The sequence below is a fragment of the Rubrivivax benzoatilyticus JA2 = ATCC BAA-35 genome, assembly GCF_000190375.1.
Lineage (GTDB): Bacteria > Pseudomonadota > Gammaproteobacteria > Burkholderiales > Burkholderiaceae_C > Rubrivivax > Rubrivivax benzoatilyticus.
Genome location: NZ_AEWG01000124.1, coordinates 1 through 22354, shown reverse-complemented (window position 1 = coordinate 22354; position 22354 = coordinate 1). Strand labels below are relative to the sequence as shown.

Genomic DNA, 22354 nt, shown 5'->3' with positions numbered 1-22354 from the left:
CGCCAGAATGACTGGCACGTCGATGGAGGAGCCCCGGATGAAGCCGTCCCTGCTGCTGCTGCCCGGCCTGCTGTGCGACGCCGATCTCTGGCGCCCGCAGAGCCGCGACTTGCCGGCGTCCTGCACTGTCGCCGAGTACGGCGAGTCCCGTTCGATCGCCGCGATGGCCGAAGCCGCGCTCGCCGCCGCGCCGCCTGGGCCGCTGGCCATCGCCGGGCATTCGATGGGCGGGCGCGTGGCGCTGGAGATCTGCCATCGTGCGCCCGAACGCGTGCAGCGCCTGGCGCTGCTGAACACCGGCTGCCTGCCGCTGCCTGGCGGTGATGCCGGCGCCGCCGAACGTGCCGCGCGCCTGCGTTTCCTGGAGCTGGCGCGCCGCGACGGCATGCGTGCGATGGCGCTGGACTGGGTGCAGGGCGCGGTGCACGAGAGCCGCCGCCCCGGCCCGGTCGTCGACACCGTCGTCGAGATGTTCGCGCGGCGCACGCCGGCCGTCTTCGAGGCCCAGATCGAGGCCTTGCTGGCACGCCCCGACCATTCGCCGCTGCTGCCGCAGCTGCGCTGCACGACGCTGCTGCTGACCGGCAGCGACGACCGCCTGACGCCGCCCGAGACCCACGCCGAGATGCGCCGGCGCATCCCCGGCGCTTCGCACGTCGTCATCGGCCGCTGCGGCCACATGGCGCCGCTGGAGTCGCCGGCGGCCGTCAACGCCGCGCTGGGCGCCTGGCTGGCGGCCTGATGCGCCGCACGGCGCCCCCGCGGGCGCACAGGCGACAATCCCGCCCCTCTTGAAGGGCGCCGCGGCGCCCCCACTGTGCATCGCCGTGCCCGGTTTCGCCGGGCGGAGCCACTACTCGCCGCCAACACCATGGACAAGCAAACCCTGTCGTTCCAGGCCGAGGTCAAGCAGATCCTGCACCTCGTGACGCATTCGCTGTACTCGAACAAGGAGATCTTCCTTCGCGAGCTCGTGTCCAACGCGTCGGACGCCTGCGACAAGCTGCGCTTCGAGGCGCTGGACAAGGCCGAGCTGTACGAGGACGACCCCGACCTGGAGATCCGCGTCAGCTTCGATGCCGAGAAGAAGACGATCACCATCCACGACAACGGCATCGGCATGAGCGCCGACGAGGCCGTGCAGCACCTGGGCACGATCGCCAAGAGCGGCACGCGCGAGTTCATGGCCGCGCTCGAAGGCGAGCAGAAGAAGGACGCCAACCTGATCGGCCAGTTCGGCGTCGGCTTCTACTCGGGCTTCATCGTCGCCGACCGCATCACCGTCGAGACCCGCCGCGCCGGCCTGCCGGCCGAGCAGGGCGTGCGCTGGTCCAGCGAAGGCACCGGCGAGTTCGAGGTCGAGACCATCCACCGCCCCGAGCGCGGCACCGACGTCATCCTGCACCTGCGCGACGGCGAGGACGAGTTCCTCGCGGCGTGGAAGCTGCGCAGCATCATCAGCAAGTACAGCGACCACATCTCGCTGCCGGTGCTGATGCCCAAGCAGCGCTGGGACGACGAGAAGAAGGAGCAGGTCACCACCGACGAGTGGGAGGCCGTCAACAAGGCTGCCGCGCTGTGGGCGCGCTCCAAGAGCGACGTCACCGACGCCGAGTACCAGGAGTTCTACAAGCAGATCTCCTACGACAGCGAGGCGCCGCTGGCCTACACGCACAACCGCGTCGAGGGCCGCACCGAGTACACGCAGCTGCTGTACGTGCCGGCCAAGGCGCCGTTCGACCTGTGGAACCGCGACAAGCGCGGCGGCGTGAAGCTCTACGTCAAGCGCGTCTTCATCATGGACGACGCCGAGGCGCTGATGCCGGTGTACCTGCGCTTCGTCAAGGGCGTGATCGACTCGGCCGACCTGCCGCTGAACGTCAGCCGCGAGCTGCTGCAGGAAAGCCGCGACGTGAAGGCGATCCGCGAAGGCAGCACCAAGCGCGTGCTGGCGATGCTGGAGGACGTGGCCGAGAACCAGAAGGACAAGTACGCCGAGTTCTGGCAGCAGTTCGGCGCCGTGCTGAAGGAAGGCATCGGCGAGGACCACGCCAACCAGGAGCGCCTGGCCAAGCTGCTGCGCTTCGCGTCGACGCAGGCCGACTCGGGCGTCGGTTTCGCCGACTACGTGGCGCGCATGAAGGAAGGCCAGGAGGCGATCTACTACATCACCGCCGACACGCTGGCCGCGGCCAAGAGCAGCCCGCAGCTGGAGATCTTCCGCAAGAAGGGCATCGAGGTCCTGCTGCTGACCGACCGCGTCGACGAGTGGATGCTCTCGCACCTCTACGAGTTCGACGGCAAGCCGCTGCAGAGCGTCGCCAAGGGCGGCGTCGACCTGGGCAAGCTGCAGGACGAGGAGGAGAAGAAGGCCGCCGAGCAGACCGCCGAGGCCTTCAAGCCGGTGCTCGAGCGCCTGAAGGAGACGCTGAAGGCGCGTGCCAAGGACGTGCGCACGACGACGCGACTCGTCGACTCGCCGGCCTGCATCGTCGCCGACGAAGGCGACATGAGCTCGCATCTGGCGCGGCTGCTGAAGCAGGCCGGCCAGAGCGCGCCGAAGTCGCTGCCGATCCTGGAAGTCAACGCCGAGCATCCGCTGGTCAAGCGGCTGGACGGCGATGCGCGCTTCGACGACCTCGCGCAGATCCTGTTCGACCAGGCGCTGCTGGCCGAAGGCGGGCAGCTGGAAGACCCGGCGGCCTACGTGCAGCGCGTCAACCGCATGCTGGTCGGCTGAGTTCGCGTCCGCGCCGCGCCCGGCGTTGGCGCGGCGGCAACACTGCCTGTCCGGGGGGTGAAGGCCCGCCGCCGCGGGCCTAGCATCCTGCCCGTCGGAATGGTGCGAGGCACGAATCCGGCGGAATCGTCCGGGGGTGCCCCGGCAGGAGGCCTTGATGTTGAACGAGATCATCGGACGCCCGTCGCGACCAGCCGGTCGTGGTTGGCGCTTCGTGGGGACGACGCTGGTGACGGCTGCGCTGGCGGCCTGCGGCGGTGGTGGCGGTGGCGGCACGAGCTACGGTGACGGTGTCGAAGCGCCGCCCACCGCGGCAGCCACGATCGACGTGACTTCGGACGGCGCCATCGGCGGCGTGCGCGCGGCAGTGGCGGCTGCCGACCGGGCGATCGACGCCCAGGCTTCGCTGCTCGGCCTTGACTTCCTGCTGGGCGACGACGCCACGGTGTCCGGCCGGGCCGGCGCCAAGGCCGCGGGCACGGTGCAGGCCCAGGACTCCGGGACGGCGACCTGCTACGACGTCTTCGAGGTCATGCCCTGCGCCGGCACGATCGCCGTCAGCAGCGACTTCGACCTGGCGGCTGACCAGGTCGCGGCCGGTCGTTACCTGGCGCTCGACTTCCGCAGCATCGCCTTCGGCAGCGGTGCCGAGGCCGTCACCCTCGACGGCGGCCTGCGCATCGACTTCGAGACCTCGTTCGATTTCCTGGTCGGTTTCCGCGTCGGCGACTCCCTGCGCATCACCTTCGACGGCCTGCAAGGCAGCGTCGGCGACGTCGCGTACGGTCCGATCGACTTCTCGGCGCGGCTGCAGCAGTCGAACGTCGGCCTGCAGCTGACGGCCGACGGCGTGCGCTACACCGCACTCGAGGTCGGCAGCTCCGGCGGCGCGGCCGTCATCTCCGCCGGCACGGTGCGGCTGGAGCACCCGGCGCAGGCCGGAGCCTACGTCGACGTCGGCTTCGCCAGCTGGCAGCGTGTGGACGGGCGGCCCGTGGCCGGCAGCAGCGCGGCCGTCTCCGTCGGCACCCGCACGATCACCGTCAGCGTGCAGTCGACGACGGCGACGACGGTCCGCTACCGCGCCGTCATCACCGAGTCCGGCGGCACGCTCGCCAGCTACGACATCCTCGCGACCTACCCGCAGCCCTCGGGCGGCGTGCCGGTCTACACCGTGCTGCCGCCGCCCTGAGCGGTGGCCGCGACGCCCGCGGCCGCGCGCCGCGGGCGCGTCAGGCCATCGCCTCGAGCTGCTCGCGCAGCTGCGTCGTCTGCTGCGACCAGTAGGCCGACGTTCCGAAATACGGGAAGTTGATCGGGAAGCTGGGGTCGCCCCAGCGTTCGGCCAGCCAGGCTGCGTGGCGCACCATGCGCAGCGTGCGCAGCGGCTCGATCAGCGCGCGTTCGCGGTCGTCGAACTCGCTGAACTCCTCGTAGCCGGAGAGCAGCAGGTCGAGCTGGCGGGCGATCGTCGAGCGGTCGCCCGAGACCAGCATCCACAGATCCTGCACCGCCGGGCCCTGCATCGCGTCGTCGAGGTCGACGACGTGCGGCGCGCCGTCGCGCCAGAGCACGTTGCCGGGGTGGCAATCGCCGTGCAGGCGCAGCGTGGCCAGCGGCTGCGCGGCGTCGAACGCGGCCTCGACCGCGGCCAGCGCCTGTTCGCAGCTGGACAACCAGGCCGGGCGCTGGTCGGCGGGCACGAAACCGCCTTCGAGCAGCACGGCCAGCGCACGGCGGCCGTCGCGGCGCGCGTCGAGCCGGTGGCGGTGCTCGAACGGGCGGCGCCGGCCGACGGCGTGCAGCCGGCCGATGAACCGGCCGATGCGGCGCAGCGTCTCGGGATCGTCGAGCTCGGGTTCACGCCCGGCGCAGCGTGCCGACACCGACCAGCGGTGCGCACCGCGCAGCGCCAGCGTCGGCGGCGTGCCGGCCAGCGCCGTGCCGTCTTCGGCCGCTGCCAGCACCAGCGGCGGCACCACCGGCACCTCGGCGGCGGCGAGCTCGAGCGCGAAGGCATGCTCCTCGAGGATCTGCGCATCGCTCCAGCGCCCGGGGCGGTAGAACTTGGCGACGACCGCGCTGCCGTCCTCCAGGAACAGCTGGAAGACGCGGTTCTCGTAGGAGTTGAGCTGCAGGATGCGACCGTCGCCGCGCAGCCCCACCGCGTCGAGCGCGTCGAGCACCTGCTGCGGTGTCAGATCGGCGTAGCCGGGTCCGGACATCGGCCTCAGTGCCGGCGGGAGGGCAGGCCGCGGACGTCGCGCGCGCGGTGATCCGTCGAGCGGCGGCTCGGCGTGACCCAGGGTGGCGCCGGTGGCGTGGCCGGTGGCGCCGGTGCGGCGGGGGGCTCGCCGACCCACGAGGTCTCGGCCAGCGGCGCCGGCGCGGTCTCGATCCAGACGTGGTGCTCGCGCCTGCGCGGCGGGATCGGCGGGCGTTCGGGCGTGCCGCGGTCGCGCGCCGGCGCGCCGGCGTCGACGAGGCGCCTGAGCTCCTCGGCATCCGGCATCGCCTCGGGCAGGCAGCGCAGGTAGCGCACGCGGCAGGCGCCCAGCAGCTCGGCCTTGAAGCGGCGCTGCTCGAGCACCGCCGGGTCCTCGCTGCGCTCGAGGTCGATCGCGGCGAGCACGCGCCCGCTACCGCTGCAGATCAGGAAAGCCACGTCCAGCGGTGCCATGCGCGCCATGAAGGGGCGCGCGTGCTGCGGCTCCAGCGGGCGGCAGAAGCGGCGCAGCGGCACGCGTGCCAGCACCAGCTGGTCGGGCAGGGCCGCGCGCAGTTCGCGGTGCACGCGGCGCTCGACGGCGTCGAAGACCGGCCGGGCGGCGAACAGCCCGTCGGGTGAAGGCTCGGGTTCGGCGCCGCTGCGCGGCCGGATGAACCACAGCGCCGCCGCGCCCCCGAGCAGGGCGAAGGCGATCGAGCTGAGGATCCAGGGCAGGGCGGGCGGCATCTCGGGAGGCACCGCCGGACCGCGGCCGATGCGTGGTCGATGTTAAACCGGGGGCGTCGGCCCGCGGTCGCACCGCCCCCCCGGCGCGCGGCATGCGACACGTTCGCGTCCCCGAGGTCGGGGAGCGTGCCGACGCTGCCCCACAGGTTCAGCCAGCGGTCGAAGCGCCGGGCGTGCCGCTTGAGGCCGTAGTCGAGGTCGGCGACCTGCTGCTCGACCATCGCTTCGACGTGCGACGCGATGTCCTGCGGCGGCAGGTAGACGCGGGCGACCGCGTCCGGGCCGTCGAAGCCGACCTCGGCGCCGGCGTTGCGGGCGATGCGCAGCATTGCGGAGTTCTCGGCCAGCGCGTGGATCAGCAGCGTGTAGACGCCGCGGTTGCGGGCGTGCACGGTGCACAGCGCGAACAGGCGCGAGCCCCAGCCGCGCCCGCGGGCGCGCGCCGAGACCGAGACGCCGAACTCCGCTTCGGCACCGGGCCGGTCGCTGTCGCCCAGGTGGGCGAGGTGGGCGACCGCGACCAGTTCGAGGCGGCGGTTGAAGACGCCGAAGAGCTCGTCACGCTCGAAGTCCAGCCGGGCGACGTACTGCTCGATCTGGTGATCGCCCGCCGCGTAGCCGAAACGCAGGTAGCGGTCCCGGCCCTCGAGCCCCAGCAGGTGCTGCAGCACGCGCGGCCGGTGGCGGTCGGCGAGCTTGCGGATCGGCACCCACTGCTGCGCAGCGGCGTCGGGCGCAGGCCCGGGCATTTCGGAATCGGTCTTCATCGGGGCCCCCAACGACTGCTTCTGGGCACTTCCAGGGGCGATGCGGAGTCCGCCGCCCCTTGGGCTTGGGCTCGACCGGCATCAGGCCGGGTCGGCTCGGGTGCCCGCATCCTACCGGAAGACCTAGGGTTAACCCTGGACCCATCTCCCCAATTTGCCGTTCTAACCGGCGATAGTTGGCGTCGCTGAACCGTGTATACTCGCGGGCTTTCCCGATTTCGGCTGGGAAAAGCACGTCCAGGTCGGGCGCCCCCGTGGTGCCGCGGCCAGCCCCGAGAGGCCGCCCCTGACAAGCGGTGCCGAGGGGAGGCGGGAAGTTCAAGCCGATCCCACGCGTGTCGCCGTCCGGTGGCGCGCTCATTGTGAAGACCCCCTCATGAAGACCTTCAGCGCCAAGCCGGCCGAGGTGAAGCACGAGTGGTACGTGATTGACGCCACCGATAAGGTGCTCGGACGTGTCGCCAGCGAAGTGGCACTCCGTTTGCGCGGCAAGCACAAGGCCATCTACACGCCTCACGTCGACACCGGTGACTTCATCATCGTCGTCAACGCCGACAAGATCCGCGTCACCGGCACCAAGGCCACCGACAAGATCTACTACCGTCACTCGGGCTTTCCGGGCGGCATCTACGCCACCGCCTTCAAGGACATGCAGGCCAAGCACCCCGGCCGCGCGCTGGAGAAGGCCGTCAAGGGCATGCTGCCGAAGGGCCCGCTGGGCTACGCGATGATCAAGAAGCTGAAGGTGTACGCTGGTGACACGCACCCGCACACCGCCCAGCAACCCAAGCCGCTGGCGATCTGAGGACTGCGATGATCGGACAATGGAACTACGGCACCGGCCGCCGCAAGAGCTCGGTGGCCCGCGTCTTCATCAAGAAGGGCACCGGCCAGATCGTCATCAACGGCAAGCCGATCGAAGCCTACTTCGGTCGTCAGACGTCGATCATGATCGTCAAGCAGCCGCTGCTGCTGACGGCCAATGACGCGGCCTTCGACATCCAGGTCAACGTGCACGGCGGCGGTGAATCCGGCCAGGCCGGCGCGGTGCGCCACGGCATCACCCGTGCGCTGATCGACTACGACGCGGCGCTCAAGCCCGACCTGAGCCGTGCCGGCTTCGTGACGCGTGACGCGCGCGAAGTCGAGCGCAAGAAGGTCGGCCTGCACGGCGCCCGCCGTCGCAAGCAGTTCAGCAAGCGCTGATCGGGAGGGCCGGCTCGTCCGGCTCCCCTGTTGTTGCACGACGCCGCGCGGCCTCACCGGCCGGCGCGGCGTTTTGCCGTCCGCGGTGGGCGGCGAAAGACCGCGATGCCGTCGCGGTCGTCGTTTCCTGGCGCTCCGGCCTGCGATGGCGCGGCGCCACAATGTCGAAGCCGGCGGGTCGCCGGCGGCGTGCCGTCACGCCCGAACTGGAGAACTCATGAACGCGATCGCCGATCTGGCCACCCCCGCCACCGAGGAAATGCCCGCGCCGCTGATCTTCACCGACAGCGCTGCCGCCAAGGTGAAGGAGCTCGTCGACGAGGAAGGCAACCCGGACCTGAAGCTGCGCGTCTTCGTGCAGGGCGGCGGCTGCTCCGGCTTCCAGTACGGCTTCACCTTCGACGAGGAAGTCAACGAGGACGACACGCAGATGACGAAGAACGGCGTCACGCTGCTGATCGACGCGATGAGCCTGCAGTACCTCGTCGGCGCCGAGATCGACTACAAGGACGACCTCCAGGGTGCCCAGTTCGTGATCCGCAATCCGAACGCCACCACGACCTGCGGCTGCGGGTCCTCGTTCTCGGTCTGAATCCCCGCGCGGCCGTTCGGCCTGCGCTCTCTGACACGGCACGCCGGCACCCGCCCGCGTGCCGTTGTCGTTTCAGGCGGGGTAGAACGCGCCGAGCACACGCTCGCCGCGCGCGCCGGTGACGGCGACGCGGTTGCTGGCGCGCCGTTCGAGGTGGGCGCGCGCCAGCCAGGCGAAGGCGATGGCCTCGACCTGATCGGGCGGCACGCCGAGTTCGGCGCTGGACATCACCCGTGCGCCCGGCAGCAGCGCCACCAGCCGCGACATCAGATGGCCGTTGAAGGCGCCGCCGCCGCAGACCACGAGGCGTGCCGTCGCCGGCGCGTGGCGGGCCACGGCATCGGCGGCGCCACGCGCCGTCAGCTCGGCCAGTGTCGCCATCACGTCCTGTGGCGCGACGCCAACCAGCGGCATCGCCGCCAGCCAGGGCTCGTTGAACAGGTCGCGGCCGGTGCTCTTGGGCGGCAGGCGCATGAAGAACGGGTCGGTCAGCAGCGCCGCCAGCAGTGCCGTGTCGACGCGGCCGCCGGATGCCCAGGCGCCGCCGTCGTCGTAAGGCCGGCCCAGGTGGCACTGGATCCAGAGGTCGAGCAGCGCGTTGCCTGGCCCGCAGTCGAAGCCCGACACCGCACCGTCAGCCGGCAGCAGCGTCAGGTTGGCGATGCCGCCGAGATTGAGCACCGCGACGTGTTCGCCCGGCGACGCGAAGACCTCGGCATGGAAGGCCGGCACCAGCGGCGCGCCTTCGCCGCCCGCGGCGACGTCGCGGCTGCGGAAGTCGCAGACGACGTCGATGCCGCTCAGCTCGGCGAGCAGCGCGCCGTTGAGCAGCTGCAGCGTGTAGCCGGTGCCGTCGAACTCGCGTGGCCGGTGGCGCACCGTCTGGCCGTGGGCGCCGAGGGCTCGAACCGAGCTCGGCGCGATGGCTTGCGTGTCGAGCAGCGTGGCCACGGCGCCGGCGTAGGCCCGTGCCAGCGCGTTGGCGGCCAGCGCGGCGCGATGGAGTTCGTCGGCGCCGGGGCTGTTCAGCGCCAGCAGCTCGGCGCGCAGCGCCGGTGCGAAAGGCTGGTGCAGGTGGCCGAGCACACGAGGCGCCGGGCCGTCGAAGTCGACGGCGACGGCGTCGATGCCGTCGAGCGACGTGCCCGACATCAGCCCCAGCTCGATCGCCACCGTGGGCGCCCTGGCTGGTTTATTCGAAGCTCGGGCGGCCCGAGCGCGCTTCGGCGAGCTGCAGTTGCACGCGCAGGCCCTGCGCGACCTGGGCCAGGCGCGCGCGGGCGGCGGCGTCCAGCGTCACCTGCTCGGCGCTGCGGGCGATGCGCAGCGGGTCGTGCTGGGCGCCGTTGATCTTGAACTCGAAGTGCAGGTGCGGGCCGGTGGCCCAGCCGGTGGCGCCGACGGCACCGATGCGCTGGCCCTGCTCGACGCGCTGGCCCTTCTTGACGTCGATGCGGCTCAGGTGGGCGTACAGCGTGGCCTTGCCGCCGCCGTGCTGGATCTGGATGACGTTGCCGTAGCCGTTCTGGCGCCCGGCGAAGTCGACGAGGCCGTCGGCCACGGTGCGCACCGGCGTGCCGGTCGGGGCGCCGTAGTCCACGCCCTTGTGCGCGCGCCAGGTCTTCTGGATCGGGTGCAGGCGCATCGCGAAGCCGGAGGTCACGCGCGAGAACTCCATCGGGCTGGCGAGGAAGCTGCGGCGCAGGCTGCGGCCGTCGAGGTCGTAATAGCCGCCGCGGGTGCCGGGGTTGAACCAGACGGCCTGGAAGGTCTGGCCGCGGTTGATGAACTCGGCGGCCAGCACGCGGCCGACGCCTTCGTTCCAGGGCACGACCTCGCCGTCGGCGGTGACCGCCTCGTAGACGACGCTGAAGGTGTCGCCCTTGCGCAGCTCGCGGTGGAAGTCGATCTCGCCGGAGAAGATGTCGGCGATCTGGATCGCGACCGCGTCGGGCAGCATCGCGGCGTCGGTGGCGGCGAACAGCGAGCTCTGGATCGTGCCGCTGCCCAGACGCACCTGCACCGCCAGCGGCGCCGTCTCGGTGCTGCTGACGAAGCCCTTGCCGTCGCGCTTGACGGTCAGGCGGGTGAAGTGGGTGCGTGCCTGCTCGGCGTTCTCGGCCGGGTAGCGCACGACGAGTTCGTCGAGTTCACCCAGCTCGGACACGCGGGCGCGCACCATCTTGCCGCCGCGACCGCCGACGATGCGTCGCGCCGAGGGGTCGTTGCGCAGGAAGCGTGCGGCGGCCTCGTCGGTGACGCCCAGGCGCGCCAGCAGGCTCTGCGGCGTGTCGGTGCCGCGCGTGATCTCGTGGCGGTCGAGCTGGAGCGAGAGATCGGCCAGCGCTGCGGCCTGGCTGGCGATGTCCTCGGGGACGACGTCCTCGGTGACCAGCCGCTGCGGCAGCAGCGAAGCGTCGGGAGCCAGCGGCGCGATGCCGAAAGCGGTGATGCCGAAGCCGCCGAGCGCGACGACGACCGAGGCGATGATGCTGCGGCGGTGGCGTCCTGCGAACGCCTGCGCCTGGCTGATGAGGCGCTCCGGGGAGATGCTCGGTCCCAACGTGTCGATCCGGTCTCGTTGTAGGCCCCTGCTTCGGGGTCGGCGTCGTGTCGTCCTCTAGAATCTTTCGCCCAGTCCTACAACGGGCCGCGCGAGTATAGCCAAGCCCCCCACGAGCAAGGGGGCCGCCCGCATCAAAAAACCTGCCATGTCCGACTCCTCTGCCGCCCCGTTGACGCCGATCACAGACCGCGTCATGGAGGCGATGCGCATCTCCCGCCGCGGCTGTGACGAACTGCTCCCCGAAGCCGACTGGCTGAAGAAGCTGGCCCGTGCCGAGGCCACCGGAACGCCGCTGCGCATCAAGCTCGGGCTGGACCCGACGGCTCCCGACATCCACATCGGCCACACCGTCGTGCTCAACAAGATGCGCCAGCTCCAGGACCTGGGGCACACGGTGATCTTCCTGATCGGCGACTTCACGTCGATGATCGGCGACCCCTCGGGCCGCAATTCGACGCGCCCGCCGCTGACGCGCGAGCAGATCGAGGCCAACGCCCAGACCTACTACAAGCAGGCCAGCCTGGTGCTGGACCCGGCGCGCACCGAGATCCGCTACAACAGCGAGTGGAGTGACGCGCTCGGCGCTCGCGGCATGATCCAGCTGGCGGCGCGCTACACGGTGGCACGCATGATGGAGCGCGACGACTTCAAGAAGCGCTTCGAGTCGAACACGCCGATCAGCGTGCACGAGTTCCTCTACCCGCTGATGCAGGGCTACGACTCGGTGGCGCTGAAGAGCGACCTCGAACTCGGCGGCACTGACCAGAAGTTCAACCTGCTCGTCGGCCGCGCGCTGCAGGCCGAGTACGGCCAGGAGCCGCAGTGCATCCTGACGATGCCGCTGCTCGAAGGCCTGGACGGCGTCGAGAAGATGTCCAAGAGCAAGGGCAACTACGTCGGCATCACCGAGCCGGCGAACGCCATGTTCGCCAAGATCCTGTCGATCAGCGACGAGCTGATGTGGCGCTGGTACACGCTGCTGTCCTTCCGCAGCGAGGACGAGATCGCGGCGCTCAAGCGCGAGGTCGAGGGCGGGCGCAACCCGAAGGACGCGAAGGTGATGCTCGCCAAGGAGATCACGACGCGCTTCCACAGCGCCGCCGCGGCCGAGGCCGCGCACGAGGACTTCCAGCGTCGCGCCGCCGGCGGCGTGCCCGACGAGATCCCCGAGTGCTCGCTGTCCGGCGCGCCGCTGGGCATCGCCGCGCTGCTGAAGCAGGCCGGCCTGGTGCCGTCGACCAGCGAGGCGATGCGCATGGTCGAACAGGGCGGCGTGCGTGTCGACGGCGGTGTCGTCTCCGACAAGGCGCTGAAGCTGGCGGCCGGCACCTACGTCGTGCAGGTCGGCAAGCGCAAGTTCGCGCGCGTGACGCTGGGCGCCTGAGCGCCCGCCCGCCGCGTCCGCTGCGTCCGCCCCGCGATGCAGGTCAGCAGCTACCTGAAGATCTCGGTCGCGGTCGCCATCGCGACGATCGCGCTGAAGACCGGCGCCTGGTGGGTCAGCGGCAGCGTCAGCCTGCTGTCCGACGCGATGGAGTCGCTGGTCAACCTGGCCGGCGCCACCTTCGCGCTGGCGATGGTGACGATCGCCGCGCGCCCGGCCGACGAGGAGCATCCCTACGGCCACCACAAGGCCGAGTACTTCTCCAGCGGCTTCGAGGGCGTGCTGATCTTCGTCGCCGCGCTGGCCATCGTCTGGGCCGCGGTCGAGCGCCTGCTGAACCCGCAGCCGCTGGAGCAGCTGGGCTTCGGCCTGGCGCTGTCGGTGATCAGCTCGGTGCTCAACGGCGCGCTCGCCTGGTCGATGCTGCGCAAGGCGCGCGCCGTCGGCTCGATGGCGCTCGAAGGCGATGCCCGCCACCTGTTCACCGACGTCTGGACCTCGGCCGGCGTCGTCGGCGGGCTGGTGCTGGTGCACTTCAGCGGCTGGCTGTGGCTGGACCCGGTGCTCGCGATCCTGGTGGCGCTGAACATCCTGCGCGAGGGCGCCTCGCTGATCTGGCGGTCGGCCAGCGGCCTGATGGACCAGGCGCTGGAGCCCGAGGTCATCGCCAAGGTCGACGCCGCGCTGGCGGCGTTCGCCGGGCAGCCGATCCGTTTCGATCACGTCGTCACGCGCCGCGCCGGGCAGCGGCGTTTCGTCGACCTGCACCTGCACGTGCCCGGCGCCTGGACGCTGGCCCATGCCGCCCAGGTGCGCACCGAGGTGGAGGTCGCGCTGATGGCGGCCGTGCCGGGGCTGCGCGCCAGCATCCAGCTGCTGCCCGTCGACGCCGAGGCGATCGCGCTGCCGGGCGAGGAGGACCCGAACCCATGATGGCGCTGATCCAGCGCGCCGCTGGCGCGCGTGTCGAGGTCGAAGGCCGTGTCGTCGGCCAGATCGCGCAGGGCCTGCTGGTGCTGGTCTGCGCCGAGCCGTCGGACACGCCGGCGCAGGCCGCCAGGCTGGTCGACAAGCTGTTGAAGCTGCGCATCTTCAGCGACGAGGCCGGACGCATGAACCGCAGCGTGCAGCACGTCGGCGGCGGGCTGCTGATCGTCTCGCAGTTCACGCTGGCGGCCGACACCTCGGGCGGCAACCGCCCGAGCTTCACCGGCGCCGCGCCGGCCGAACTCGGCCGTGCGCTCTACGAGGATGTGCTGCGCCTGGCGCGCGAGCGCCATCCGACGGTGGCTGCCGGGGTCTTCGGCGCCGACATGCAGGTGCATCTCGTCAACGACGGGCCGGTGACGATCCCGATGCGGATCGCCTGACCTCGTTGGCGTCCGGCTGAGGACGATGGAAAGACGGGGTCAGGTCTCGTGAGACCTGACCCCGGGCTGCCAGAACGTCGCGCGAGGGAAAGACGGGGTCAGGTCTTGCGAGACCTGACCCCGGGCTGCCTCCGGGCTGCTCCTGACTGCAGCGTGTGACCGTGCGCGGGCACGTTCACACGTCCTCAGCCCTCGCGCGTGAAATCGCGCTCGGGCCTTCGCCTGGCGTGCAACGCCTTCCGGCGTCGCACGTCCGGGCTCAGTCAGCCTTGCAGGCCGCGTCCTCGCAGAGCTCGGACCCTGACTGCAGCGTGTGACCGTGAGCAGGCACGGTCACACGTCCTCAGTCAGCGTACTGTCCGGCGGCCTTGATGATCGGGCCCCACTTGTTGATCTCGGCCTCGACGAACTTCTTGTGTTCGGCCGGGCCGACGCGGCTGTCGGTGACGACGACCGCACCCAGCGCTTCCTCGCGCTTGATGAAGTCGGCGTCCTTCAGCGCCTTGCGCAGCGCGGCGTTCAGCGTGTCGAGCACCGGCTTGGGCGTGCCGCGCGGCGCGTAGACACCGTGCCAGATCGTCACGTTGAAGCCCTTGACGCCCGACTCGTCCAGCGTCGGCAGCTTGGCCAGCGCCGGCGCCGTCAGGCGCTTGGTCGTCGTCACGGCGTAGGCCTTGACCTTGCCGCTCTCGATCTGGCCGGTGGTGTTCGTCGTCTGGTCGCACATGATGTCGACCTGGCCGCCGAGCAGGTCGGTCATCGCCGGTGCGGTGCCCTTGTACGGCACGGTCGTCATGTCGATGGCCAGGCTCTGCTGGAACAGCACGCCGCACAGGTGCGAGGCGGCGCCGAGGCCGGCGTTGGCGAGGTTGATGCGGCCCTTGTTCGCCTCGAGCCACTTGCGCAGCTCGGCGAAGTTGTTGGCCGGCAGGTCCGGGCGGCCGATCACCGTCATCGGCACCTCGTTGATGAGGCCGACGTACTCGAAGTCGTCCAGCGTCTTGTACGGCAGGTTGCGGTACAGCGCCGGCGAGGTCGCCATGCCGATGTGGTGCACCAGCAGCGTGTAGCCGTCCGGCGTCGCCTTGGCGACCTTGGCCGCGCCCAGCGTGCCGCCGGCACCCCCGACGTTCTCGATGACGATGGTCGTGTTGTTCAGCTGCTTGCGCAGCGCTTCGGCCAGGTCGCGCGCGACCTTGTCGGTGGGGCCGCCGGCTGCGAACGGCACGACGACGGTGATCGGCTTCTCGGGATAGGCGGCCGATGCGGTGGCGGCAACCAGGGTGGCGGCCAGGGCCAGCAGCGTCTTCTTCAAGATGTCTGTCTCCTTCAGTGGTGGTCAAGGTCCGGGATGCGCGAATCCTAGGGCGCGCAAACGGCCCGCCACGTCGGGAAATACGTAGCGGCAAACCCGCGCCCGCGCTGCACTTGACGCCTGTCAGCAGCATCGGGCCGCCGCGCCGGCCGAGAGCGTGACGGATGGCCGCTCTGCCGCCGTTCGTCGCGGCGCGGACCGGGCGGGAACCGCAGAATCCTGCGGGTTTTCACCCATGACGACACCTTGCCGCCGATGAACCTCCCGCTCACGCGTCGTTCCCTGCTCGCTGCCGCCGCCTCGCTGGCCCTGCCTCCGGCCTTCGCGCAGCCGGCGCGGCCGCTGCGTTTCGTCATCGGCTTCCCGTCCGGCGGCTCCAGCGACGCGATGGGCCGGGCGCTGGCCGAACGCCTGGCCCCGGCGCTGGGCCTGCCGCTGGTCGTCGAGAACCGCCCGGGGGCCGGGGGAACCACCGCCGCAGCCGCGGTCGCCAAGGCCGAGCCCGACGGCTCGACGCTGATGCTGGCCTCCTCGCACCACCTCGTCGCGCAGTACGTGCAGACCGGGCTGGGCTACGACTTCGCCACTGCTTTCGAGCCCGTCGCCGCGATGGCCGCGGTGCCCTCGGTGCTGGTGGTCGCGTCGCGCTCGCGCGTCGGCTCGGTGCGCGAGCTGATCTCGGCCGCCGCCGCGGGGCCGGACCGGCTGCGCTACGGCTCGGTCGGCGCCGGCTCGACCCAGCAGGCCACGGCCGAGCTGTTCCGCATCCGCGCCGGCATCAAGCTCGACGGCGTCGCGTTCCCCGGCGGCAACGCGATGATGGCCGGGCTGGCCAACGGCGACATCGAGCTCGCGTTCGAGACCATCCCGTCGGCGCTGGCCCAGATCCGCGCCGGCAAGGTGAAGGCGCTGGCGGTGTCGACGGCCAAGCGGTCGTTCGCGCTGCCCGACGTGCCGACGCTGGCCGAGGCCGGGCTGTCGAACTTCGACGCCCCGGTCTGGTACGGCGCGGTTGCCCCCGCCGGCACGCCGCGCGCGACCGTCGAGCGCCTGAACGCCACCGTCAACCGCCTGCTCGACAGCGGCGAGTTCAAGGCCCAGCTGCTGCAGATGGGCGCCACGCCGGTGACGATGACGCCGATCGAGTGGGCCGGCGCGATCCGCCTGGACCTCAAGCGCTGGGAGCGCCTGGCGCGCCAGGCCAAGCTGGTGGCCTGAGCGCCGCCTTCAGCCGACGCGGCGCAGGTCGTCGATGACCTTGCCGTCGTTGGGCAGCTGGCCCGGGTCGCAGAGCTCGACCTCGGCGCGCAGCTTGGTCACGTCGCGCACCGTCTGCGCGATCGACGCCGCCAGGCCCTCGGGCCGGCGCGTGCACTCGACCATCAGCGTCATGCGGTCGTCGGCCATCTCGCCTTCGACGACCAGGCGCGCGCGGCCCAGCTCCGGATGCCGGCGCAGCACCTCGGCGACCTGCGCCGGGTGCACGAACATGCCGCGCACCTTGGCCGTCTGGTCGGCGCGGCCGAGCCAGCCGCGCATGCGTGCGTTGCTGCGGCCGGTCGGGCAGGCGCCCGGCAGGATCGCCGACAGGTCGCCGGTGCCGAAACGGATCAGCGGGTAGTCCGGGTTCAGCACCGTGACGACGACCTCGCCGACCTCGCCGTCGGGCAGCGGCTCGCCGGTGCCGGGGCGCACGATCTCGACGATCACCGACTCGTCGAGCACCAGGCCTTCGCGCGCTTCGGTCTCGTAGGCGACGAGGCCCAGGTCGGCCGTCGCGTAACTCTGGTAGGCCTCGATGCCGCGGGCGCGGAAGGCGTCGCGCAGCGCCGGCGGGAAGGCCTCGCCGCTGACCGCGGCCTTGCACAGCGCCGGCAGGCGCAGGCCGGCGATGTCGGCCTTCTCCAGCAGGATGCGCAGAAAGCTCGGCGTGCCGGCGTAGGCTTCGGCGCGCAGCTCGGCCAGCGCCTGCAGCTGCAGCTCGGTGTTGCCGACGCCGCCGGGGAAGACCGCGCAGCCCAGCGCCAGCGCGCCGCCTTCCATCATCGAGCCGGCCGGCGTCAGGTGGTAGCTGAAGCTGTTGTGCACCAGGTCGCCGGCCGTGAAGCCGGCGGCGCGCAGCGCACGCCCGAAGCGCCAGTAGTCGGCGGCCGCACCCTCGGGCTCGTAGATCGGCCCCGGCGACTGGAAGACACGGCGGGCGACACGCACCGCGCCGATGCCGCGCCAGCCGATCGCCGCGAAGCCACCGAAGGGGTCGCCGCCGGCGGCACGTTCGGCAGCCTGGCGTTCGAGCAGCTCGTGCTTGCGCGTCACCGGCAGCGCGGCCAGCGCGGCACGGCTGGTCACCGCGGCCGGCTCGACGCCGTGCAGGCGTTCGGCGAACGCCGGCGTGCACAGCGCCGCAGCCACCTGGGCCGGCAGTGCCGCCATCAGCGCCGCCTCGCGTTCGGCGGGGTCGCGGGTCTCCAGCGGGTCCAGGGCGGTGTCGCTCATCGTCGAGGGCTCCTAGTCATCGCGGTCGCTCCAGGCGGCGAGCCGCTTCTTCAGGTCGGCAACGAAGTCGCGCACGTCGGCCCCCGAGCGCAGCGTCTTCGACTGCCATTCCGGGCTGCTGCGCGACGGCCGCTTCACGGTCTGCGCCTTCAGCGCCGTGTCGTCCAGATCCACCCGCGCGATCGCGCAGCCGCGGCGCTCGAACACCCCGGCACGCTCCGCCAGCCCCAGCTCGCGCAAGTCGCGCCGCAGCCGCTGCAGCGCCTCGGCCGGGTTGAAAGCCGGCGGGGCGAACCCCAGGAAATCGTCGTCGTTCATGGCGGATCTCGATGCGGTCGAAGAACCGCCATTCTTCATCCTCGCGGTCAGCGGGCCTGCGAGGCCAGCACGGCACTCGCCATCAAGCCCTCGCCGCGGATCCGGCTCCGCCGGTCCGCCGGCGAGCGGCCCCCTCGGGGGGTAGCGAGCGATAGCGAGCTTGGGGGCTCAACTCAACCACCGCTTGCGCCGCTTGTAGCTCTTCGCATCGCGGAAGCTCTTGCGATCGCCGCCGCCCATGCCGAGGTAGAACTCCTTGACGTCCTCGTTCTCGCGCAGCGCCTCGGCGCTGCCGTCCATCACGACGCGGCCGTTCTCGAGGATGTAGCCGTAGTCGGCGTACTTCAGCGCGATGCTGGTGTTCTGTTCGGCGAGCAGGAAGGTCACGCCTTCGCGCGTGTTCAGGTCCTTCACGATCTCGAACACCTCCTCGACGATCTGCGGCGCCAGGCCCATCGACGGTTCGTCGAGCAGCACCATCTTCGGGTTGGCCATCAGCGCGCGGCCGATGGCGCACATCTGCTGCTCGCCGCCCGAGGTGTAGGCCGCCTGGCTGGTGCGGCGCGTCTTCAGGCGGGGAAAGTAGGTGTAGACCTTGTCCAGCGTCTCGGCGACCGCGGCGCGCCCGTCGCGGCGCGTGTAGGCGCCGGTCATCAGGTTCTCCTCGATCGTCAGGTGGGCGAAGCAGTGCCGGCCCTCCATCACCTGCACGACCCCACGCTCGACCATCTGCGCCGTCGACAGCTTCTCGATGCGCTCGCCGCGCAGCTCGATCGCGCCCTTGGTCACCTCGCCGCGTTCCCCGGCCAGCAGGTTGCTCACCGCACGCAGCGTGGTCGTCTTGCCCGCCCCGTTGCCGCCCAGCAGCGCCACCACGCCGCCCTCCGGCACACGCAGCGACACCCCCTTCAACACCAGGATCACGTGGTTGTAGATGACCTCGATGCCGTTGACGTTCAGCAGCACATCACCCATGCCGTCCTCCAACAGTTGTTGCCGCGCGCGATAGGGGCCGCGCGCAGTGCGCCCCGCCCCTCAAGCAACCGCGGCGGAACCGGCTCTGCCGGGCCGCTCGCGGTGCCCCCCTGGGGGGCCGAGCCGGGACGTGGCCGGTCCAGTGGACCGGCTGCGCCAGGCGAGGAGGCGGGCCACTGGCCCGCCGCGGCCGGCAGGCCGGCGTCAGCCGCTACGGGGGGGATCAACTCTGACAATCCGCCGGAGCGCGCCGCGTCAGCTTCTTCTCGCCCGCATACCGGTCCGCCGCGCTCTTGATCATCGGCTTCAGGATCTGCTCGTCGGCCTGGTACCAGTCGGAGCTGAAGCCCCACTTGGCGCCGTCCCAGGTCTGCACACGCGCCCAGGTCGAGCCCTGGTGGTCCATGCACGAGGTGCTGATCGGGCGGATCACGCCGGTCAGGCCGAGCTGGGCGAGCTTCTTGTCGTCCAGCGCCAGGTTCTCCAGGCCCCAGCGCACCTGCTCGCCGGTCATCACCTTGCCCTTGCCGAAACGCTCCTGCGCGCGGCGCACGGCCTCGACGCCCAGCGCCTGGATGATCACGCCGCGCGTGTACAGCACCGAGCCGACCTCGTCCTTCGGCCCCGTGCCCTGGCCCTTGGCATGCACGTGCTTGAGGATGTCCTGGATGACCTGCGGCGTCGTGCCCGAGGTGTTCAGCGCCAGCGCGTTGTAGCCCTTGGCGCCCATGCCGACGTCCTTGACGTCGGGTTCGGCGCCGGCCCACCAGACGCCGTACATCTTCTCGCGCGGGTAGCCGGTGGCCTGGGCCTCCTTCAGCGCGGTGGAGTTCATCACGCCCCAGCCCCACAGCAGCACGTAGTCGGGGCGCTGCTGGCGCACCTGCAGCCAGGCCGACTTCTGCTCGACGCCCGGTGCCGTGACCGGGATCTTCACCAGATCGAAGCCGTGCATCTGCTGGCGCTCGTCGAGCAGCGGGATCGGCTCCTTGCCGAAGGGGCTGTCGTGGTAGACCAGCGCGATCTTCTTGCCCTTGAGCTTGTCGAAGCCGCCTTCCTTCTTCGCCAGGTGCTGGATCAGGATGTCGGCGGCCGTCCAGTAGCTGCCCATCAGCGGGAAGTTCCACTTGAAGACACCGCCGTCGGCCGAGGCCGACAGGCCGTAGCCCAGCGTCAGCAGCGGCACCTTGTCGGCCGGCGCCTTGTCGGTCAGCGCGAAGGTGATGCCGGTGGCTTGCGGGTCGAACAGCGTCGCGCCCTTGCCCTTCAGGCGTTCGTAGCACTCGACGCCCTTGTCGGTGGCGTAGCCGGTCTCGCACTCCTCGAAGCTCAGCTTGACGCCGTTCACGCCGCCGTCGCGTGCGTTGATCATCTTCAGGTAGTCCTGCTTGCCGTTGGCCCACGGCGTGCCGTTGGGCGCGTACGGGCCGGTGCGGTAGACGAGCAGCGGGAAGAACTGCTCCTTGGCCTGGGCGAAGGCGCCCGAGGCGGCGACCAGCGCCGCGGCGGCCAGGGTGTACGAGGCAAGCTTCATCGTGTCTCCGTGTGTGCTGTTGTCGTGAGGGCTGCGGGGGCTAGTGAGGAAATGGCCAGAGACGCAGCTTCTCTTTGGCCGTGGACCACAAGCGTGCGATGCCGTGCGGCTCGACGATCAGGAAGAAGACGATCAGCGCGCCGAAGATCATGAAGGTCAGGTGCGCGGCGAGCGCCGTGTCGATGGGGATGCCGAACCAGTACGGCAGGCTGTCGAGCGCGATCGGCAGCACGACGATGAACGCGGCGCCGAAGAAGCTGCCCATGATCGAACCGAGGCCGCCGATGATGATCATGAACAGCAGGTCGAACGAGCGGTTGACGCCGAAGGCCGCCGGCTCCCAGGAGCCCAGGTGCACGAAGCCCCACAGCGCGCCGGCGACGCCGACGATGAACGAGCTGACCGCGAAGGCGCTCAGCTTGGCGTAGACCGGGCGGATGCCGATCACCGCCGCGGCGACGTCCATGTCGCGGATCGCCATCCACTCGCGGCCGATGTGGCCACGCACCAGGTTCTTGGCCAGCGTCGCGAAGACGAGCACGAAGGCCAGGCAGAACAGGTACTTCTGCACCGGCGACTCGATCGGGATGCCCAGGAACTGCAGCTCGGCGACGCTGACCGAGCCCGAGGTCGAGCCGTTGGTCACGAACTTCAGCCGCAGCGCCGCCCAGTCGACGAAGAACTGCGCCGCCAGCGTCGCCACCGCCAGGTACAGCCCCTTGATGCGCAGCGAGGGCAGGCCGAAGAGCACGCCGACGGCGGTCGAGCACAGGCCGCCGAGCAGGATCGAGGCGACGACCGGCATGCCGTCGATACGCACCTGGAAGTTGTAGGCCGCGTAGGCGCCCACCGCCATGAAGGCGCCTGTGCCCAGCGAGATCTGGCCGCAGTAGCCGACGAGGATGTTCAGGCCCAGCGCGGCCAGCGACAGGATCAGGAACGGGATCAGGATCGCGCGGAACAGGTACTCCGGCGCCACCAGCGGCACGACGACGATCGCCAGCGCCAGCAGCAGCGCGATCGCGACGCGGTCCTGGCGGATCGGGAAGACCTGCAGGTCGGCGCGGTACGAAGTCTTGAACTGGCCGTTTTCGCGGTAGAGCATCGTTCGGCTCCGTTCAGACGCGGTCGATGATCTTTTCCCCGAACAGCCCCTGCGGCCGCACGAAGAGGAAGACCAGCGCCAGCACGTAGGCGAACCAGATCTCGATGCCGCCGCCGAGCATCGGCCCGACGTAGACCTCGGACAGCTTCTCGCCGACACCGATCAAGAGGCCGCCGACGATGGCGCCCGGCACCGAGGTCAGGCCGCCGAGGATGACCACCGGCAGCGCCTTCAGCGCCACCAGCGACAGCGAGAACTGCACGCCCAGCTTGCTGCCCCAGATGATCCCGGCGACCAGCGCGACGAAGCCGGCGACGCTCCAGACGATGACCCAGATGCGGTTCAGCGGGATGCCGATCGACTGCGCCGCCTGGTGGTCGTCGGCCACGGCGCGCAGCGCACGCCCGGTGGCCGTCTTCTGGAAGAACAGGCTCAGCGCGGCCACCAGCGCGGCGGCGATCAGCGCCGCGTACAGGTCTTCCTTGTTGACGAGGATGCCGCCCTCGAAGGTGCTCTCCAGCAGGAACACCGGGTCCTTGGGCAGGCCGACGTCGATCGGATAGATGTCGTTGCCGAAGATCGTCTGGCCCAGTCCTTCGAGGAAGTAGGCGATGCCCAGCGTGGCCATCAGCAGCGTCACGCCTTCCTGGTTGACCAGCTTGCCCAGCACCAGGCGCTCGATGGCCCAGGCGACGACGATCATCACCGCCATCGCCGCGACGATGGCCAGCAGGTTGGCCAGCAGCTGGCTCTCGAAGCCGAACCAGGCCGGGAACCAGGCCGAGAAGCGCGCCATCGCCAGCGCCGCGAACAGCACCATCGCGCCCTGGGCGAAGTTGAAGACGCCGCTGGCCTTGAAGATCAGCACGAAGCCGAGCGCGACCAGCGCGTACAGCATGCCGGTCATCAGGCCGCCGATCAGGGTTTCGAGGAAGAAGGCCATGTCAGGGTGCGCCGCCGTAGGCTCCCTCTCCCGCGAAGCGGGAGAGGGCGGGGGGTGAGGGGAGACGCGTGCCACGAGCCCNCNCNC

At 70.8% G+C, this 22354-nt stretch carries 21 protein-coding genes and 1 pseudogene; 10 read left to right on the top strand and 12 right to left on the bottom strand.

Annotated elements, in window-relative coordinates:
* Window positions 1-37: 37 nt before the first annotated feature.
* The 3 genes from RBXJA2T_RS14245 (at window position 38) to RBXJA2T_RS14235 (ending at window position 3932) form a co-directional block, all read left to right on the top strand.
* Window positions 38-742, top strand: a complete 705-nt coding sequence (locus RBXJA2T_RS14245) for an alpha/beta fold hydrolase (RefSeq protein WP_009858102.1) — start codon at window positions 38-40, stop codon at window positions 740-742.
* Window positions 743-871: 129 nt separating this feature from the next.
* The gene (htpG, locus tag RBXJA2T_RS14240; protein WP_009858101.1) at window positions 872-2740 is read left to right on the top strand and encodes a molecular chaperone HtpG; all 1869 of its coding nucleotides are present in this window, start codon (window positions 872-874) and stop codon (window positions 2738-2740) included.
* A gap of 157 nt (window positions 2741-2897) precedes the next feature.
* A complete protein-coding gene (locus RBXJA2T_RS14235; RefSeq protein ID WP_050801776.1) occupies window positions 2898-3932 on the top strand; it encodes a hypothetical protein in 1035 nt (344 codons plus the stop codon).
* A 40-nt stretch (window positions 3933-3972) separates the two neighbouring features.
* On the opposite strand, the gene RBXJA2T_RS14230 is transcribed toward RBXJA2T_RS14235, so the two are convergent.
* From RBXJA2T_RS14230 to RBXJA2T_RS21025, 3 genes and pseudogenes are all read right to left on the bottom strand, one after another.
* A complete protein-coding gene (locus RBXJA2T_RS14230; protein WP_009858099.1) occupies window positions 3973-4965 on the bottom strand; it encodes a serine/threonine protein kinase in 993 nt (330 codons plus the stop codon).
* A 5-nt stretch (window positions 4966-4970) separates the two neighbouring features.
* Window positions 4971-5696, bottom strand: a complete 726-nt coding sequence (locus tag RBXJA2T_RS14225; RefSeq protein WP_009858098.1) for a DUF2726 domain-containing protein — start codon at window positions 5694-5696, stop codon at window positions 4971-4973.
* A gap of 374 nt (window positions 5697-6070) precedes the next feature.
* A pseudogene (locus RBXJA2T_RS21025) lies at window positions 6071-6445 on the bottom strand (GNAT family N-acetyltransferase); the annotation flags it as partial.
* Between the two features lie 394 nt (window positions 6446-6839).
* Between RBXJA2T_RS21025 and rplM the strand changes: the two are divergent.
* The 3 genes from rplM to erpA all read left to right on the top strand — a co-directional run bounded on the left by rplM (window position 6840) and on the right by erpA (window position 8261).
* Window positions 6840-7268 (top strand): 50S ribosomal protein L13, encoded by a 429-nt coding sequence (gene rplM, locus RBXJA2T_RS14215; protein ID WP_009858097.1) that lies wholly within the window; start codon window positions 6840-6842, stop codon window positions 7266-7268.
* An 8-nt stretch (window positions 7269-7276) separates the two neighbouring features.
* Window positions 7277-7669 carry a 30S ribosomal protein S9 gene (rpsI, locus tag RBXJA2T_RS14210; protein ID WP_009858096.1) on the top strand — a complete coding sequence of 131 codons (393 nt, stop codon included), beginning with the start codon at window positions 7277-7279 and terminating at the stop codon, window positions 7667-7669.
* A gap of 217 nt (window positions 7670-7886) precedes the next feature.
* A complete protein-coding gene (gene erpA, locus RBXJA2T_RS14205) occupies window positions 7887-8261 on the top strand; it encodes an iron-sulfur cluster insertion protein ErpA (protein ID WP_009858095.1) in 375 nt (124 codons plus the stop codon).
* Window positions 8262-8333: 72 nt separating this feature from the next.
* On the opposite strand, the gene RBXJA2T_RS14200 is transcribed toward erpA, so the two are convergent.
* Both RBXJA2T_RS14200 and RBXJA2T_RS14195 read right to left on the bottom strand, forming a co-directional pair.
* Window positions 8334-9413, bottom strand: a complete 1080-nt coding sequence (locus RBXJA2T_RS14200; RefSeq protein ID WP_206026717.1) for an anhydro-N-acetylmuramic acid kinase — start codon at window positions 9411-9413, stop codon at window positions 8334-8336.
* Window positions 9414-9453: 40 nt separating this feature from the next.
* On the bottom strand, window positions 9454-10824 hold the full coding sequence (locus RBXJA2T_RS14195) for a M23 family metallopeptidase (RefSeq protein WP_009858093.1): 1371 nt from the start codon (window positions 10822-10824) through the stop codon (window positions 9454-9456).
* A gap of 148 nt (window positions 10825-10972) precedes the next feature.
* Here RBXJA2T_RS14195 and tyrS point away from each other — a divergent pair, with 148 nt between their 5' ends.
* From tyrS to dtd, 3 genes are read left to right on the top strand one after another with little or no spacing between them, the layout of a single operon-like run.
* Complete coding sequence (gene tyrS, locus RBXJA2T_RS14190; protein WP_029718725.1) at window positions 10973-12211, top strand: tyrosine--tRNA ligase; 1239 nt, start codon at window positions 10973-10975, stop codon at window positions 12209-12211.
* 36 nt (window positions 12212-12247) lie between these two features.
* Window positions 12248-13144: a cation diffusion facilitator family transporter gene (locus RBXJA2T_RS14185; protein ID WP_009858091.1), complete on the top strand. Its 897-nt coding sequence runs from the start codon at window positions 12248-12250 to the stop codon at window positions 13142-13144.
* On the top strand, window positions 13141-13581 hold the full coding sequence (gene dtd, locus RBXJA2T_RS14180) for a D-aminoacyl-tRNA deacylase (RefSeq protein WP_009858090.1): 441 nt from the start codon (window positions 13141-13143) through the stop codon (window positions 13579-13581). The genes RBXJA2T_RS14185 and dtd overlap by 4 nt, the downstream gene beginning before the upstream one ends.
* A gap of 343 nt (window positions 13582-13924) precedes the next feature.
* On the opposite strand, the gene RBXJA2T_RS14175 is transcribed toward dtd, so the two are convergent.
* Entirely contained in the window at window positions 13925-14896 is a 972-nt protein-coding gene (locus RBXJA2T_RS14175; RefSeq protein ID WP_009858089.1) for a tripartite tricarboxylate transporter substrate-binding protein, read from the bottom strand.
* Window positions 14897-15151: 255 nt separating this feature from the next.
* Between RBXJA2T_RS14175 and RBXJA2T_RS14170 the strand changes: the two genes are divergently transcribed.
* The gene (locus RBXJA2T_RS14170) at window positions 15152-16114 is read left to right on the top strand and encodes a Bug family tripartite tricarboxylate transporter substrate binding protein (RefSeq protein ID WP_009858088.1); all 963 of its coding nucleotides are present in this window, start codon (window positions 15152-15154) and stop codon (window positions 16112-16114) included.
* A gap of 9 nt (window positions 16115-16123) precedes the next feature.
* On the opposite strand, the gene RBXJA2T_RS14165 is transcribed toward RBXJA2T_RS14170, so the two are convergent.
* The 6 genes from RBXJA2T_RS14165 to RBXJA2T_RS14140 all read right to left on the bottom strand — a co-directional run bounded on the left by RBXJA2T_RS14165 (window position 16124) and on the right by RBXJA2T_RS14140 (window position 22267).
* Window positions 16124-17392: a phenylacetate--CoA ligase family protein gene (locus tag RBXJA2T_RS14165; protein ID WP_009858087.1), complete on the bottom strand. Its 1269-nt coding sequence runs from the start codon at window positions 17390-17392 to the stop codon at window positions 16124-16126.
* A 12-nt stretch (window positions 17393-17404) separates the two neighbouring features.
* The gene (locus RBXJA2T_RS14160; RefSeq protein WP_009858086.1) at window positions 17405-17710 is read right to left on the bottom strand and encodes a hypothetical protein; all 306 of its coding nucleotides are present in this window, start codon (window positions 17708-17710) and stop codon (window positions 17405-17407) included.
* Window positions 17711-17878: 168 nt separating this feature from the next.
* Window positions 17879-18685, bottom strand: a complete 807-nt coding sequence (locus RBXJA2T_RS14155) for an ABC transporter ATP-binding protein (RefSeq protein WP_009858085.1) — start codon at window positions 18683-18685, stop codon at window positions 17879-17881.
* Between the two features lie 223 nt (window positions 18686-18908).
* Window positions 18909-20219 carry an ABC transporter substrate-binding protein gene (locus RBXJA2T_RS14150; RefSeq protein WP_009858084.1) on the bottom strand — a complete coding sequence of 437 codons (1311 nt, stop codon included), beginning with the start codon at window positions 20217-20219 and terminating at the stop codon, window positions 18909-18911.
* 40 nt (window positions 20220-20259) lie between these two features.
* Complete coding sequence (locus RBXJA2T_RS14145) at window positions 20260-21324, bottom strand: branched-chain amino acid ABC transporter permease (RefSeq protein ID WP_009858083.1); 1065 nt, start codon at window positions 21322-21324, stop codon at window positions 20260-20262.
* Window positions 21325-21337: 13 nt separating this feature from the next.
* Complete coding sequence (locus RBXJA2T_RS14140) at window positions 21338-22267, bottom strand: branched-chain amino acid ABC transporter permease (RefSeq protein ID WP_009858082.1); 930 nt, start codon at window positions 22265-22267, stop codon at window positions 21338-21340.
* Window positions 22268-22354: the final 87 nt, after the last annotated feature.

Coding starts and splice junctions, on each gene's coding strand:
- RBXJA2T_RS14245 (WP_009858102.1), top strand. CDS start 38: ATGAAGCCGTCCCTGCTGCTGCTGCCCGGCCTGCTGTGCGACGCCGAT.
- htpG (WP_009858101.1), top strand. CDS start 872: ATGGACAAGCAAACCCTGTCGTTCCAGGCCGAGGTCAAGCAGATCCTG.
- RBXJA2T_RS14235 (WP_050801776.1), top strand. CDS start 2,898: ATGTTGAACGAGATCATCGGACGCCCGTCGCGACCAGCCGGTCGTGGT.
- RBXJA2T_RS14230 (WP_009858099.1), bottom strand. CDS start 4,965: ATGTCCGGACCCGGCTACGCCGATCTGACACCGCAGCAGGTGCTCGAC.
- RBXJA2T_RS14225 (WP_009858098.1), bottom strand. CDS start 5,696: ATGCCGCCCGCCCTGCCCTGGATCCTCAGCTCGATCGCCTTCGCCCTG.
- rplM (WP_009858097.1), top strand. CDS start 6,840: ATGAAGACCTTCAGCGCCAAGCCGGCCGAGGTGAAGCACGAGTGGTAC.
- rpsI (WP_009858096.1), top strand. CDS start 7,277: ATGATCGGACAATGGAACTACGGCACCGGCCGCCGCAAGAGCTCGGTG.
- erpA (WP_009858095.1), top strand. CDS start 7,887: ATGAACGCGATCGCCGATCTGGCCACCCCCGCCACCGAGGAAATGCCC.
- RBXJA2T_RS14200 (WP_206026717.1), bottom strand. CDS start 9,413: ATGTCGGGCACGTCGCTCGACGGCATCGACGCCGTCGCCGTCGACTTC.
- tyrS (WP_029718725.1), top strand. CDS start 10,973: ATGTCCGACTCCTCTGCCGCCCCGTTGACGCCGATCACAGACCGCGTC.
- RBXJA2T_RS14185 (WP_009858091.1), top strand. CDS start 12,248: ATGCAGGTCAGCAGCTACCTGAAGATCTCGGTCGCGGTCGCCATCGCG.
- dtd (WP_009858090.1), top strand. CDS start 13,141: ATGATGGCGCTGATCCAGCGCGCCGCTGGCGCGCGTGTCGAGGTCGAA.
- RBXJA2T_RS14170 (WP_009858088.1), top strand. CDS start 15,152: ATGAACCTCCCGCTCACGCGTCGTTCCCTGCTCGCTGCCGCCGCCTCG.
- RBXJA2T_RS14165 (WP_009858087.1), bottom strand. CDS start 17,392: ATGAGCGACACCGCCCTGGACCCGCTGGAGACCCGCGACCCCGCCGAA.
- RBXJA2T_RS14160 (WP_009858086.1), bottom strand. CDS start 17,710: ATGAACGACGACGATTTCCTGGGGTTCGCCCCGCCGGCTTTCAACCCG.
- RBXJA2T_RS14155 (WP_009858085.1), bottom strand. CDS start 18,685: ATGGGTGATGTGCTGCTGAACGTCAACGGCATCGAGGTCATCTACAAC.
- RBXJA2T_RS14150 (WP_009858084.1), bottom strand. CDS start 20,219: ATGAAGCTTGCCTCGTACACCCTGGCCGCCGCGGCGCTGGTCGCCGCC.
- RBXJA2T_RS14145 (WP_009858083.1), bottom strand. CDS start 21,324: ATGCTCTACCGCGAAAACGGCCAGTTCAAGACTTCGTACCGCGCCGAC.
- RBXJA2T_RS14140 (WP_009858082.1), bottom strand. CDS start 22,267: ATGGCCTTCTTCCTCGAAACCCTGATCGGCGGCCTGATGACCGGCATG.